Origin of the sequence: Xylophilus sp. GOD-11R, assembly GCF_033546935.1 — a bacterium.
GTDB lineage: Bacteria > Pseudomonadota > Gammaproteobacteria > Burkholderiales > Burkholderiaceae_C > Xylophilus.
Window position 1 is genome coordinate 1,031,258 of sequence record NZ_CP137854.1, and the last position, 14,648, is coordinate 1,045,905.

Annotated in this window: 9 protein-coding genes; 4 read left to right on the forward strand and 5 right to left on the reverse strand. The window is 68.5% G+C overall.

What is annotated here, in order from left to right; translation table 11 throughout:
• Window positions 1–36 precede the first annotated feature (36 nt).
• The 4 genes from R9X41_RS04810 (at window position 37) to R9X41_RS04825 (ending at window position 8,109) form a co-directional block, all read left to right on the forward strand.
• Window positions 37–1,842, forward strand: a complete 1,806-nt coding sequence (locus tag R9X41_RS04810) for a hypothetical protein (protein ID WP_318633751.1) — start codon at window positions 37–39, stop codon at window positions 1,840–1,842.
• 479 nt (window positions 1,843–2,321) lie between these two features.
• Entirely contained in the window at window positions 2,322–4,124 is a 1,803-nt protein-coding gene (locus R9X41_RS04815; protein ID WP_318633752.1) for a hypothetical protein, read from the forward strand.
• Between the two features lie 232 nt (window positions 4,125–4,356).
• On the forward strand, window positions 4,357–6,186 hold the full coding sequence (locus R9X41_RS04820) for a hypothetical protein (protein ID WP_318633753.1): 1,830 nt from the start codon (window positions 4,357–4,359) through the stop codon (window positions 6,184–6,186).
• Window positions 6,187–6,243: 57 nt separating this feature from the next.
• Entirely contained in the window at window positions 6,244–8,109 is a 1,866-nt protein-coding gene (locus tag R9X41_RS04825; protein WP_318633754.1) for a hypothetical protein, read from the forward strand.
• Between the two features lie 32 nt (window positions 8,110–8,141).
• On the opposite strand, the gene R9X41_RS04830 is transcribed toward R9X41_RS04825, so the two are convergent.
• The 5 genes from R9X41_RS04830 to R9X41_RS04850 form a co-directional block, all read right to left on the reverse strand.
• Entirely contained in the window at window positions 8,142–10,157 is a 2,016-nt protein-coding gene (locus R9X41_RS04830; RefSeq protein WP_318635152.1) for an acetyl/propionyl/methylcrotonyl-CoA carboxylase subunit alpha, read from the reverse strand.
• 931 nt (window positions 10,158–11,088) lie between these two features.
• The gene (locus R9X41_RS04835; RefSeq protein ID WP_318633755.1) at window positions 11,089–11,481 is read right to left on the reverse strand and encodes a type II toxin-antitoxin system VapC family toxin; all 393 of its coding nucleotides are present in this window, start codon (window positions 11,479–11,481) and stop codon (window positions 11,089–11,091) included.
• Window positions 11,481–11,759, reverse strand: coding sequence for a type II toxin-antitoxin system VapB family antitoxin (locus tag R9X41_RS04840; protein ID WP_318633756.1), 279 nt, complete (start codon window positions 11,757–11,759; stop codon window positions 11,481–11,483). The genes R9X41_RS04835 and R9X41_RS04840 overlap by 1 nt, the downstream gene beginning before the upstream one ends.
• A gap of 43 nt (window positions 11,760–11,802) precedes the next feature.
• On the reverse strand, window positions 11,803–13,407 hold the full coding sequence (locus tag R9X41_RS04845; RefSeq protein ID WP_318633757.1) for a carboxyl transferase domain-containing protein: 1,605 nt from the start codon (window positions 13,405–13,407) through the stop codon (window positions 11,803–11,805).
• A gap of 4 nt (window positions 13,408–13,411) precedes the next feature.
• Window positions 13,412–14,584, reverse strand: a complete 1,173-nt coding sequence (locus R9X41_RS04850) for an isovaleryl-CoA dehydrogenase (RefSeq protein WP_318633758.1) — start codon at window positions 14,582–14,584, stop codon at window positions 13,412–13,414.
• Between the last annotated feature and the right edge of the window lie 64 nt (window positions 14,585–14,648).

A 14,648-nucleotide genomic window follows, 5' to 3' on the forward strand; every position in this document is an offset into this window, starting at 1 on the left:
TTGGAGGAGGCCTTTGTTCGCCTACCGATGCGCCCTATGCTCCCCCATTTTTCAGCCAGCCCGACGACAGCTCCTGCGGCACGCGACCCTTCCCCGCAGCCCGATCCGGTTCTGGCCGACGGCAAGCCGTCGGAGCGCAGCACCTACGAGCACTTGCCCGATGAACTGTTGCTGCTGACGGCCGAATACCTGTGGGAATTGACCGTCGCGCTGCCGGCGCAAAACTCCCTGCCGGGCATCGCATCGCTCAACGGTCGGCTCGCGTCGGTCTTTCGGGAGCCCGTGCTGGCGGTCGACATCACCCGGCCCCTGTCGACCGCCCGCACGCTGGGCGAATTCCTGCTCGCCGTGGACGGCCTGGAGCGCACGCCGCCGAGCCACCGGCAGTGGTGCTGGGACTCGGTGGTGGCCGCCATGGTGCAGTTCGTCTCCGATTACCGTTCAGAGGATCGCGACGTCGTGCTTGCGGCAGTCCTCGCGCGGCTGCCGGCCGACCCCGACCTGCGCCTGCGGGTGGTGCAGCAGGCGAGCAACGCCCTGCTGCGGCAGGCAGCCGGCTTTTCCGGCGTGGTTCCACCGCTGATCGCCGCCTGCGCCGGGCTGCCGCGCGTGCCGCGGGCGATGTTGCTGCAGTGGATGCAGATGCTGCTCCGGAATCCGCCGCAGCCAATCGAGCGACGCGCAATCGAAGCCGCCGCAGAGGCACTGCCATCAGCACGGCACACCGAACTCACGCTGATGCTCGACCTGGTCGCGGCGCCCGCGTGGATGATGCCGCTGCCGGCGGTGCTGAGCCATCTCCAGCGCATCACCGCGCTGCCTCCCGGGCCGGTCGTCACCATGCTCTACCAGACCCTGCTGCGCCACTGGGCCGGCGCAGGTTCTGTCTGGCGAATGCAGGGCGCCACCGCGATCTTCCATGCGTTGCTCGACGCCGCCGAATCACCGGGCTGGCGCGAGGACGCGATGTCGCTGCTGCCCGTCGTGCAGTCGCCGACACCGGATCTTCGGCCGACGCTGCTGCGCCAGCTCGACCTGTTGCGCCCGGCCGCCGCGATGGCTTTGCTGGCCCGGCAGTGGCCCACCTTCACCACCAACGCGGCTCGCGCTCCCACTGAATGTGCCGACGTGCTGCGGCGCGCGCGGGCCACGCCCGCCGAACACCGCGAGGCGACCCTGGCCTTGGCCCGCAAAGTGCGCAGCGTGAGCAATGCCGGACAACGCGCCGACCTGGCCCGACTGCTGATGGACGAGCTGCCCCGACTGCCGCTGGTCGACCGCCTGCCGGTGCTCGCCGCCTGCGACTCGCTTTACTTCAAGCGGGACGGATGGCGCGACGCCTGGTCCAGCGCATGGCAGGACGCGCTGCAGGCCTGCTGCCAGGCGGCCACACAGAGCGATATCGAATGGCCATTGCGCGACACCATCCGCGCCCTGGCCGCAGCGCTGCCCTTTGAGGAATGGACGGGCCGCGTGCCGCAGTCGCAGCAACCGCGTCCGCAGCCCCTGTCCGACGAAGCGTCCGGTTCGTTGGTGCACGCGCTCTCCCGTTTGCTGCGTTGCTTGCCCCCGCACCAGGTTCCCGGCGCGGTGCGCGACATCGTGCAGGCCTATCGCGACCAGGGCCGCCAGGAAGGCCCGTCCGACGCGACCATGCGCATGCTGCTGCGCGTCTGTGCCGGGCTGCCCTGCGACTTGCGCTCGAGGCCGCTGCACGACCTGCGGTCGCGTGACGAAGAGGTCTCGCACGATACCCGCCAGATGCTGCGTTCGCTGATGCACGGCGCGCAGGCGCAGCGGGAGCAGTGGCGGGCGCAGCGCATCGCCGACGCGGCACGCTGATCGGAGCCGCCGTGCTTTCCTTTTCTCCCTGCACCCCGGCCCGCGCCTGCGCGCGCTGTCCCGGGTGTTGCGTGGGCTGCCACTGAATGAACGGGCCGGCGCGTTCGTGGCGATTCAGCCGACGCTTCCCGCCCGCCATGGACTCGAAAAGCCTTCGGTGTCGGTCGTCTAGCTGCTACCGGTGCTGCTGCGCTTTTGGGCGCGCCTGCCGTTCGAGTCGCGGGTTCGTCCAGAGCGGGCGATCGAGATCGCGACCCCCCGGCAGCCGGACATCGGGCAGGAACGGCTGCCGAACCTGATTGGCGATACCCCGGGCCGAGGCGTGGGACTGGCGTTCACAGTCGCGCGCGCTGGCACGAGCCCGAGCGGCCGCCCGGCGCCAAGGCTTTCGCGGAGGCGTCGGGCGATGCGGCCCGGGTGCCATGCCCATCGGGCCGGCCGCCGATGCTGATGGGATCTCCATTTTGCCCAGGGGCGCCATGTTCTCCCTCGACCGATCATCACCGTCCGCCAGTGCCACGACGCCCGGCCAGGCCTCGCCATCGATGACCGTCCGCGCTGGCGCGGTCGCCGAACCGCCTGGCGAGCAGATGCGCCTGGAACACCTGCCGATCGAGATCCTGATGGAAATCGGAGAGGAAGTGATGCGCTCGAACCTGACGACGCCGTCGACCAATCCGGTGGAAGACATGGCATCGCTCAACAGCCATTTCGCGTCGGTCTTTCGGGAGCCGGCTACGGCGACCCGGTCCACGCGGCCGATGTGGGCGGCGACCAGTGCGTCGGCATTCGTCGCGCAGATGAATCGGCTGGCGCAGGCGCCGGCGAGCCAGCAGCGCTGGTGCTGGAACTCCATGATCGCGGCACTGAGTCGCCAACTCGCCGAGGGAGACCCGACATCGCCTCGCAGATTGCTCGATCCCCTGATCGCCGGCCTGCCGCCCGAACCCCCGATGCGCCGGCGCCTGATCCAGCAGATCACCGATTGCCTGGTCCGACAGCCCCACGCGTATGTCGGGGTCCTGGAACGCCTGATCCCGGCCGGTGCCGTGGAGCCACCCATGCCCGATGTCTGGTGGAAACAGCTGATGCAGCTGACGGTCAGGATGGGCAGGCCCCAGCGCCATGCGCAGCCGGTCTGGAACGCAGTCGCGAGCCTGCCGCCGAACCGCCGCGCCGAATTCGAACTGTTGATGGACATCCTCGACCTGGAAGACACCCAGACGGTTCCGGCGCTGCTCCAGCGCATCGCGGCGCTTTCCCCCGGACCGATCTCCACCCTGTTCTACGCCACGCTGATCGCCAGCTGGGTCGATTGCAACCCGGAGCAGGACGACCAGGGCGCGCCGGCTTTCTGCCAGGCGCTGCTGGCGGCGGCCGAGCAACCGGAGCAACGCGAAGCCTTGCTCGCTCTCTTGCCGGTCGACCATGAGCCGCCGCCGGAGTTTCGTGAGACCTTGTCGCGTCACCTGGGCACGCTCCGGCCGGAAGCCGCGATGCGCCTGCTGACCACACAGCTGCCCGCCTTCACCACCGACGCCGACCGCATGCCCTGGCCATGTGCCGACGTGCTGCTGCGCGCTCGGTCCTATCCGGCCGATCACGCCGCCGCCGCCCTGGTGCTGGCCAGCAAGATGCCGAGCCTGACCACGCCAGAGCAACGCGCCGACCTGGCGCGGCTGATGCTGGCCGAGTGTCCGCACCTGCCGCTGGCCCATCGCCTGCCGGTGCTGGCGGCCATCGCGCCATGCGTCGGGCCTGCCCCGGTCTGGCAGTTCGAATGGGCGAGCGCCTGGCGTGAGGCGCTCGACACCACGTGCCGGGCCGTCCTGAGCCGCGACGGCTCCATGCCGCCGCGAGACGCCATCGGCGCGCTGGCCGCGGCGTTGCCGCACGAAGAGGCGTCAGGCCGCGTGCCGCAGCCCGACGACGACGACGGCGTCGAGCCGCTGCCCGATGGGCATTGCGGCCCCTTGCTGGCTGCATTCGCGCTCTCCCTGCGTTCGCTCGCACCGCAAGACGTGCCCGATGCGGTGCGCGATATCGTGCGCGCCTACAAGCGCGACGGTTTCGTCGACGCGCCTTCGAGCGCGGTGCACCGTCTGCTTTTGCGATGTTGCGCCGAGCTGCCGTTCGAGCTGCGCGACAGGCCGCTGAGAGACATCCACAGCGTGACGACGAGCGCCCGAAACCAGCAGGCCTTGGATCGGATGAAACAGCGGACCCGGCAAGAGCATCGGCAGTGGCAAGCGCAAGCCTGCGCCGCTTCGAACGCCAACTGAGCCGCCGTCCCACCATTCTGGCCATCCCTGCTTGCCTGCCTCCTGACTGGCATCGGCTGGCGCCGCACTGCGCCGAGGTGCTGCGGCGTGCCCGGACCACGCCCGCTGCAAATCCCGGGCCGACGAGGGCGTTGCGATTTCGGCGTGAAGGCCCACGCTTCGCCCCTGCGCCGGTCCGGGCCGGCGCGGGTGGCGATGCTGCCGGCCTCACCAGCCCGGAGCTACATCGCCCATGTTTTCAAGCCCACCCATCCACCCATCCGACCGGCCGGCGACGCCCGCGGCCAGCGGCCCACCGACGGCCGGCAGCGTCGAGCAAGTGTCGTCCGGGCAGATCGTCTACGAGCAGCTGCCGCGGGAGATCCAGCTGCTGGTCGGCGACGACGTCATGGCCTTGAACCGCGAGACGCCGGCTGCCAACACGGTGCCGGTCTTCGCATCGCTCAAGAGCGAGCTCGCGGCGGTTCATCGAGAGCAGGTGGAAGCGACCGATCTCACTCGCCCGTTGTGGACGGCGGAAACGCCGGAGGAATTCATCCGCGCCCTGAAAGGGCTGGCGCGGGCGCCCTTCAGCCAGCGTGCGTGGTGCTGGGACTCCGTCGTGCCGGCCCTGTCGGGTCTGTTGTCCAGCCGGGCGCCGCAAGACGCCGGCTCGGCGCTGTCGGCCGTGCTCGCGCATCTGCCGGCCGACCCGGCCTTGCGCCTGCGCCTGCTGCACCAGACGGTCGATGTGGTGCAGCGGCTGCCGGACCGGTTCGAGGGGATGCAGGGCGCGGTGTTCGCTGCCTGCGCCGCCGAGCCGCAGCTGCCCGACCAGCTGTGGCGCCGCCTGCTGCGGTCGATGGTCGGATGGCCGCCGCACCTGTTCGACCGGCCCATGATGGAGGCGGCAGGCGCCGCGCTGGCGCCGGCGCGCCGCGCCGAACTCGAGCTGATGATGGACATCCTTCGGCTGCCCCTGCTCACGCGCAACGGCGCGGTCGTCGAGGCCCTGGCACAGCGCATCGGTGCGCTGCGGCCCGGCCCGGTCGGCATGATCCTCTACCACCAACTCTTCGTCCGCCTCGAACGCTCCCGCGCGACAGACTTTCCCGTCGGTGTCTCGGCGCTCTACCGGGCCTTGCTGGCCGCTGCCGAAGCGCCGGGCTGCCGGGAGGACGCGCTGGCCTTGTTGCCCGTGGTCCTGCGTCCGACGCCGCAACACCGCGCGGTGTTGTTGCGCCATCTCGAACAACTGCCGCCCGAGGCCGCGATGAAGTTCCTGGTGCGGCAGCTTCCCACCTTTGCCACCGATCCCCAGCGCATGCCGCCGCAGTGCGCCGAACGGCTGCAAAGCGCGCGCGGGCGGCCCGCCGAACATGCGGCCCTGATCCGCATCCTCGCTCGCGCGATGCCGGACGTGCAAAGCCATGCCAAACGACAGGACCTGGGTCGCCTGCTGCTGGCCGAGGTGCCTGTACTGCCGCTGGCCGATCGCCTGCCCGTGCTGGCGGCCCTCGACCCGTGCGTGGCACCTGAACCGGGCGACTCACCGTCGTCTGACTGGCTGCAGCTCTGGGACCGGTCGCTTCGGGCCACGTGCCACGCCGTGCAACACCACAGCGAGGCCGTGCCGGTGCGCGAAGGCATCCGCGCGCTGGCTGCGGCCCTGCCGCGCGAGGAGAGGGAGGGCCGGGTGCCGCAACCCCGCGACTGCGATCACGCGCCCGATTTCGGCGCGGACGCCGGCCCGCTGCTGGGTGCGCTGGCCACCGCCTTGCAGTCGCTGCCACTGCATCGGTTGGCCGAAGCGATCTGCGACATCGTGCAGGTCTACGGTGACGAAGGCCATCTGCCCGGTCCTTCGAGCGCGACCTTGCGCCTGCTGGTGCACTGCTGCTCGGGCCTGCCGTTCGAGTTGCGTGCCAAACCGCTGCAAGCGCTCCAGACCGCCACCGAGCGGGCGGAGCAGGACGATTGGCGAATCGTGAACTCCCTGGTGGGCGCCACGCAGGAGGAGCAGCAGGCGTGGAGGGCGCAGGCGGTGGCCGAAGCCGCCCGGAAGGCTGCCCTTGCGAGCTGACGCCACAGCCTGGGGGCGAAGGATGGCCGGGCGATTCGGCGTCAGGGCAAGCGGTTCGTGCGCCTGCGCAGGCCCGAAAGCGGTGGACACCAAGCTGTTCGCTCTTGCGCTTCGACCCTGGAGATTCCCATGCTCAATTCATCGCCTGCCTCGCTACCCCGCGGTGCGACGGTACCCATCGCCACCCGGCCAGCGGCTGCCGTCACCACCACGCCACCGCACGCCGAACCCAGCCGCCTGGAACACCTGCCGCCCGAGCTTCTGCTGGACATCGGTCAGTTCGTGCTGCGGGACAACGCCGTGACGCCATCGTTCAACCGCTTGCCCGAAATCGGTTTGCTCAACCACCGCCTCAACACCGTCTTCCAGATGCCGGCGGAGGCCACCAGACTCGCACGGCGCTTGTGGATGGCCGAAGATCCCAAAGAATTCGTCGCGGCCGTAGATGGCCTCCAGCAGGTACCACCGAGCGAGTGCAGCGCTTGCTGGGATTCGGTCGTGCCGGCCATGCTGCGGCAGATCGAGGGTCACGATCCATCGACGGTTTCCTGCCTGGTCGCACAGGTGGTGCAGCGCATGCCGGACAACCCGGCGATCCGCCTGCGGGTGTTGCAGCAGTTGACCGACCGCCTGCTGAAGCGGCCGGAAATTTTCCTGGGACTGTTCGATCGCCTGATCGTCGCCTGCACCGCCGAGCCCCGCATCCCGGAGGCGCTGTGGCGCCAGCTGCTGGAGCTGATGGCCAAGGGGCCCGCGCACTGGAACAACGAGTCGGCGAGGTCCGCCTCGGCGGCACGCCTGTCGCCGGCCCGACGTGTCGAATTTGAGCTGATGCGCGACATTCGGCAGCTGGAGCTTCCATGGTCGATTTCCGACCTGAACGACCTCTACCCGATCGTGCGGCGAATCGAAGCGCTCGAGCCGGGGCCCTCGGTCACCATTCTCTACCGCGCATTGATCAGCAGCTGGGAGCGCTCGGGCACATTCGACATGGAACCCGGCCTGTCGGTCATTCAGGCATCGCTGCTGGCGGCGGCTGAAAAGCCCCGCTATCGCGAAGAAGCGCTGTCCTTGCTGCCGCGAGCACACGAGCCGCAGCCGGAACTGCTCGGCGTGCTGCAACACCATCTGGGCCATTTGCGGCCGTTGGCCGCGATGCGCTTGCTGACCAGTCAAATGCTGACCTTCCTCACCGACCTGCAATGCCTGCCAACGCAGTGCGCCGACGCGCTGCAGCGTGCGCGTGCGCTACCGGCCGAGCATGCGGAGGCGACACTGGAGCTGGCCCGCAACATGCCCACGTTGCATGGTTCCCATCACCGGGCCGAACTCGACGCGATGCTCATGGCCGAGCTGCCCCGCCTGCCGCTCGTGCATCGCCTGCCGGTGATGCGGGAGTTCGTGCCCGCCCACTACCTGGATCCGGTCTGGCGACCGGAACGCGCAGGCGTCTGGCAACAGTGGGTTCAGCAAAGCTGCGAAGCCGCGATGCAGGACCGCGCGGACATGCCGGCACGCGAGGGCATCCGGATGCTGGCCGGTGTCTTGTGCCACGAGGAATGGCGAGACCGGGTACGGCTTTCCGAGGGGCCGCGCACGGGCCCGATCCGGGCCGCGCTCTTGCACCTGCTGGACGGCTTGCCGCAGCAGGAGCTGTTTCCTGCCCTGCGGGAGGCGTTGCTGGCTTATGGCGGCGACTACCACGCGCGCGGCGCTTCGTTGGCCACGGTGCAGCAACTGCTGCGTTGCTGCGCACGACTGCCGCTGGAAGAGCGCACCGGCCTTCTCCGCTATTTCGAGAACGCCACCCACGGCGCACCGGCCGAGATTCGCCAACTGTTCACCGCGTTCGAGAAGGGCCTCCAAGAGGAGCGGGGTGCCTGGAAATCGCTCTACGGCACGATGCCGAATCACGAGGCCTGACAGGGTTCACCAGGCGGGCCGCGCCATGGTGTTCAGGCGCGCAACACCAGCAGCGGCGCGCCTTCGCCGACCTGGTCGCCCGGCGCGTAGAGCAGTTCCTCGACAACGCCGTCGACCGGCGCGGCGATGGTGTGCTCCATCTTCATGGCTTCCATCACCGCCAGCGGCTGGCCCCGTGTGACCCGTTCACCGACAGCGACCGTGAACGACACCACCTTGCCCGGCATGGGCGCCGTCAGCCGACCTGCGTCGGACTGCGTGTGACCGGCGTGGGCGAGCGGGTCGACGATGCGGACCACGGACGCGCCGCGATCGGTGAACACGTTGGCCATGTCGCCGTGCCGGTGCACGAAGGCGGTGAGGCGGTCTGCGCCCAGCCGCAGATCGAGTGCGTCGTCGGCCGCGGGCGACCACGACAGCGGCTGCGTGGCGCCATCGACCGTCAGTGCCATGCTGCCATCGCGCTCGCGGGCCAGCACCGCGCGCACCGCATCGCCGCGATGCTCGAAGTCGAAGGGCCGGGTCATCGCGCCGTGCGAGCGCCAGCCATCGCGGCGGGCGAAGGGGTCGCCGCTCGGCGCTGCTGTCTTCTCTTCGTCGGCCAGCTGCCGCACGACCGCCGCCGCGATGGCCGGCGCACGGCCGAGCGTGTCCTGGTCGAACAGCACTGCACGTTCGCGTTCGATGAGGGCGGTGTCGAGCCTGGCGTGGGCGAACGAATCGCTTGCCAGCACGCGGCGCAGGAACTGCACGTTGGTCGGCAGTCCCACGATGCGCATGCGCGCCAGCGCGGCATCGAGCCGGGCCAGCGCCTGTTGGCGGTCGTCGCCGTGCACGATCAGCTTGGCGATCATCGAGTCGTAGAAGGGCGTGATCGTGTCGCCCTCGCGCACTCCGTCGTCGATGCGCACTGCGCCGCGTTCGAAATTCTCGGCCTCGGGCGTGCGGTAGACGGCCAGCGTGCCAGTGCTCGGCAGGAACTGGTTGTCGGGGTTTTCCGCGCAGATGCGGGCTTCGATCGCGTGGCCCTGCATGCGCAGCTCGTCCTGGCGCAGCGGCAGCGGCTCGCCCGCGGCGACGCGCAACTGCCACTCGACCAGGTCGAGGCCGGTGATGGCTTCGGTCACCGGGTGCTCCACCTGCAGGCGGGTGTTCATTTCCATGAAGAAAAACTCCATGGTGGGTTCTTCTTCGCCTTGTCCGCCGCGCTGTTCGGCGATGAATTCGACCGTGCCCGCGCCCACGTAGCCCACGGCCCGCGCGGCGGCCACGGCGGCCTCGCCCATGCGGCGGCGCAGGGACTCGGTCATGCCGGGGGCGGGGGCTTCTTCCAGCACCTTCTGGTGGCGGCGCTGCACCGAGCAGTCGCGTTCGAAGAGGTAGACGTAGTGGCCTTGCTGGTCGCCGAAGACCTGGATTTCGATGTGGCGGGGGCGTTGGACGTACTTCTCGATCAGCACGGCGTCGTTGGCGAAGCTGGCTGCTGCTTCGCGTCGGCAGGAGGCGAGGGCTTCGATGAAGTCTTCGCTGCGGGTGACGACACGCATGCCCTTGCCGCCACCACCGGCGCTGGCCTTGATGAGGACGGGGTAGCCGATGTGGTCGGCTTCTGTCTGGAGTCTTTCCGGGTTCTGGTCTTCACCGTGGTAGCCGGGGACCAGGGGGACGCCGGCTGCTGCCATCAGGCGCTTGGATTCGGCTTTGAGGCCCATCGCTTTTATCGCTGCTGGCGGGGGGCCTATGAAAACCAGGCCCTCGGTGGCGCAAGCGGTGGCGAAGTCTGCGTTTTCGCTGAGGAAGCCGTAGCCGGGGTGGATGGCTTCTGCGCCTGTTTGTTTTGCTGCCTGCAGGATTTTTTGCCACTGGAGGTAGGTTTCTCTTGGCGTTTCTCCCGGGAGTGCGATGGACTCGTCGCAGGCGGCTACGTGTTTGGCGGTTTGGTCGGGGGTGGAGTGGAGGGCTACGGTGCGGATGGCCATCTTCTTGGCCGTCGAGGCGACGCGGCAGGCGATTTCGCCGCGGTTGGCTATGAGGATTTTTTTGAACATTTTTTGGGGGTCTCCGCTGGCCGGGGTAGGGGGTCTCTTCTTCTTTTCTTCTACCGAACTTGGGGTGTGGTCGTTGCTCTTGCTGAGCCTGCTTCTTTCTTTTTTTCTTCTACTGGTCGTAGGGTGGAGCTGGGGGCTTGCGCGCCCCCAGACCCGCGGTAACTTTCTTTTGTTGGGACAAAAGAAAGTCACCAAAGAAAAACCCTTGAAGACGAGCTCGAGGCTCGGTCGGGCCATTGCTTCGCTCGGCCTGGGGAATGTGCCTTCGAACGCTCTAGCGGCAACAGTTTGGACAAGGGTCGATCGAGTGCCTTGGCCCCTGCTTCGCAGGGTCGGGGCTGAGAGGGTAAGGACAGGCGACCGCACTGAGCACGGTGAGGGGGCCGCATGCTTTCCATCGCCATGCTCTGTGACGGACGCTCCATGGTCTGCGCGCTGTTTGCCGTACCGACCGATGCGGCAGCCGTGTACCCATCTGCACCGCCCCATGGACGTGTCGCCCCTTTCACCTGTCGAGCGCAGCGAAGACCGTCGAAGGCCGAGCGCAGCGATGGCCCGTGTAGTGTTTGGGGTCCCCTGTGGTCGAGAGCGAGGAACGGAGGTTTTGCGGATAAGGGCTGGCGGCTGTCTGAGCGAAGCGAGTTCCGCCAGACCCCGCAAAACCGAGTACCGCAGCGTGTCCGAAGGACCTCGCCCACCGGGGTCGCCTTTCTTTGGTTACTTTCTTTGGCGAAGCAAAGAAAGTGACTCGCCCGCCGGGGCGAAATCCCGGCCTCAGCCCTCCGCAGGAGACACAGCCCACGCAGTGGCACGCAACCGGCAGAGGACAGCGGCCCAAGCAGTGGCACAGCCCTCCGCCGGAGACACAGCCCACGCAGCGGCACACCCCTCTGCAGGAACCCGAATCCAGCCAGTGAGCCACCCCACCCCATCAAGATCCCCAGCCCCTCAACCGCTCAATAGCAGCAAAATCCCGATCCCCATGCAGCAGCGGGCAATCGTTCTCCACACACCAGGCCCCGACCATCAAATCGATGGCACTGCGAACCGTCACGCCGAGCGCGCGCAGATCCCGGTAGATCGAAGCCGCCCGAAGCGCCACCGCTTGACCCCCCGCCACCGCCATCGGCAAGGCCGAAAAAGCCCGTCGCGCAGCCAGAAAATCCTTCTGCACCCGAAACCCGCGCAGTACCTCCATCAACACCAGATCGAGCACCACGATCTCCTGCGCACTGTCCTCCAGCGCCTCGTCGAGCAAGCGCGTCTGCGGCGTATCGCAACCGTTGAAATAGGCGATCCACACACTCGAATCGACCGTCAACATCACGCCTTGCCACCCTGACGTGAGGGTTTCTTCCCCGGTGCCGGCGATCGGTAAGGACGCTCCGCCTCCTGCACCGTGTGCGCAGCCGCCGAAACATCCCGCCCACCGGTTCCGTCGTCCCAAGCGAGCTTGCCCCGCAAGGCACGAATCCCCTGATAGGCCGCGCGTCGCGCCACCAGCCGCAAGCCTTCCTCGACCGCGTCGCGCTTGGTGCGAAATCCGCCGGCCGTCATGGCCGCCGCCATCAGGGCGTCGTCGATCACGATGTTGGTTCTCATCGGTTTGCCTGTGTGTATGTAAATGGAAAATCATACACATCGCCTACATCCGGAACACACCGAATTTCGGCGGCGCCACCACCTGGTGCCGCGAAGCCGCCAACCCCAGCGCCAGCACCCGCCGCGTATCGGCCGGGTCGATCACCCCGTCGTCCCACAGCCGCGCACTGGCGTAGTACGGATGGCCCTGCACCTCGTACTGCTGGCGGATCGGCGCCTTGAAAGCTTCTTCCTCGTCGGCCGACCACTGGCCGCCGCGCCCCTCGATGCCGTCGCGCCGCACGGTGGCCAGCACGCTGGCGGCCTGTTCGCCGCCCATGACGGCGATGCGGGCGTTCGGCCACATCCACAGAAAGCGCGGGCTGAACGCACGCCCGCACATGCCGTAATTGCCGGCGCCGAAGCTGCCACCGATGATCACGGTGAACTTCGGCACGTTGGCGGTGGCCACGGCCGTCACCATCTTGGCGCCGTGCCGGGCGATGCCCTCGTTCTCGTACTTGCGGCCGACCATGAAGCCGGTGATGTTCTGTAAAAAGACCAGCGGCGTGCCCCGCTGGCAGCAGAGCTCGATGAAGTGCGCGCCCTTCTGCGCCGATTCCGAGAACAGGATGCCGTTGTTGGCCACGATGCCCACCGCCTGGCCCTCGATGTGCGCGAAGCCGCAGACGAGGGTGGCGCCGAACCGGGCCTTGAACTCGTGGAACTCGCTTCCGTCGACGATGCGGGCGATGATTTCGCGCACGTCGAAGGGCTTGCGGGTGTCGGTGGGGATCACGCCGTAGAGCTCGTCGGCCTCGAAGCGTGGCGGGCGCGGCGGCGCGGCGGCCACGAAGTCCGCCTGCGGCGCGGTGTGCGCCACGGCCGACCGGGCCAGCGCGAGGGCGTGCAGGTCGTCGCGCGCCAGGTGGTCGGCCACGCCCGAGAGCCGGGTGTGCACGTCGCCGCCGCCCAGGTCTTCGGCGCTCACCACCTCGCCGGTCGCGGCCTTCACCAGCGGCGGGCCGCCGAGGAAGATGGTGCCCTGGTCCTGCACGATGATCGATTCGTCGCTCATCGCCGGCACATACGCGCCGCCGGCCGTGCAGCTGCCCATCACCACGGCGATCTGCGCGATGCCCTGGGCGCTCATCTGCGCCTGGTTGTAGAAGATGCGGCCGAAATGGTCGCGGTCGGGAAACACCTCGTCCTGGTTGGGCAGGTTGGCACCGCCGGAGTCCACCAGATAGATGCAGGGCAGGCGGTTCTGCTCGGCGATTTCCTGGGCGCGCAGGTGCTTCTTGACGGTGACGGGGAAGTAGGTGCCGCCCTTGACGGTGGCGTCGTTGCAAACGATGACGCAGTCGCGGCCGGACACCCGGCCGATACCGGCAATGAGCCCGGCGCCGGGCGCGGCGCCGTCGTACATGCCGTGCGCGGCCAGCGGGGCGATTTCGAGGAATGGCGTGCCTGGGTCGAGCAGGCGTTCCACCCGTTCGCGCGGCAGCAGCTTGCCGCGCGCCACATGCTTGGCGCGGGCGCTTTCGCCGCCGCCCTCGGCGATGCGGGCGAGCTGCGCGCGCAGATCGTCGACCAGTTGCCGCATGGCCTGCGCGTTGGCCTGGAAACCAGCGGAACGCGGGTTGAGTTGGCTGTCGAGCTGGCTCATGGCGTCAGGCCGTTTCGGCGAAGAGTTCGCGGCCGATCAGCATGCGGCGGATCTCGCTGGTGCCCGCACCGATCTCGTAGAGCTTGGCGTCGCGCCACAGCCGCTCCACCGGGAAGTCCTTGGTGTAGCCGACGCCGCCCAGCGCCTGGATCGCCTCGCCCGCCATCCAGGTCGCCTTCTCGGCGCTGTAGAGGATCGCGCCGGCCGCGTCCTTGCGCAGGGTGCGGGCGTGGTCTCCCCGGTCGCAGGCCTTGCCCAAGGCGTACACATAGGCGCGGGTGGCCTGCCAGGTGGTGTAGAGGTCGGCGACCTTGCCCTGCATCAGCTGGAACTCGCCGATCGGCTGGCCGAACTGGCGGCGCTCGTGCACATAGGGCAGCACCGCGTCCATGCAGGCGGCCATGATGCCGAGCGGTCCGCCCGAGAGCACGGCGCGTTCGTAGTCGAGGCCGCTCATCAGCACCCGCGCGCCGTTGCCTTCGCCGCCGAGCAGGTTTTCGGCCGGCACCTCGCAGTCGTCGAAGAAGAGCGGATAGGTGTTGCTGCCGCGCATGCCGAGCTTGTCGAGCTTGGCACCGGCCGAAAAGCCTTTGAAGCCTTTCTCGACGATGAAGGCGGTCATGCCCTTGGCGCCAGCGGCCGGGTCGGTCTTGGCGTAGATGACGAGGGTGTCGGCATCGCCGCCGTTGGTGATCCACATCTTGCCGCCGTTGAGTACGTAGCGGTCGCCCCGGCGCTCGGCGCGCAGCTGCATGCTGACCACGTCGGAGCCAGCGCCGGGCTCGCTCATGGCCAGGGCGCCGACCTGTTCGCCGCTGACCAGGCCCGGCAGGTAGCGGGCCTTCTGTTCGGCATTGCCGTTGCGGTGGATCTGGTTGACGCACAGGTTGCTGTGCGCGCCATACGACAGGCCGACCGAGGCGGAGGCACGCGATACCTCCTCCAGCGCCACCAGATGCGCCAGATAGCCCATCTGCGTGCCGCCGTATTCCTCGGACACGGTCATGCCGTGCAGGCCCATGGCGCCGAGCTTGCGCCACAGGTCGGCGGGAAAGAGGTTGTCGCGATCGACCTCGGCCGCGCGTGGTGCGATCTCGGCGGCGGCGAAGTCGGCGACCGCGTCGCGCAGGGCGTCGACGGTGTCGCCGAGCCCGAAATCGAGTCCTGGAAGCTGCATGTTCTTGTCTCCGTTGATCCGACGCCAGCCTACGCCGCGCGGCGGCGCATATGGCGACACAATG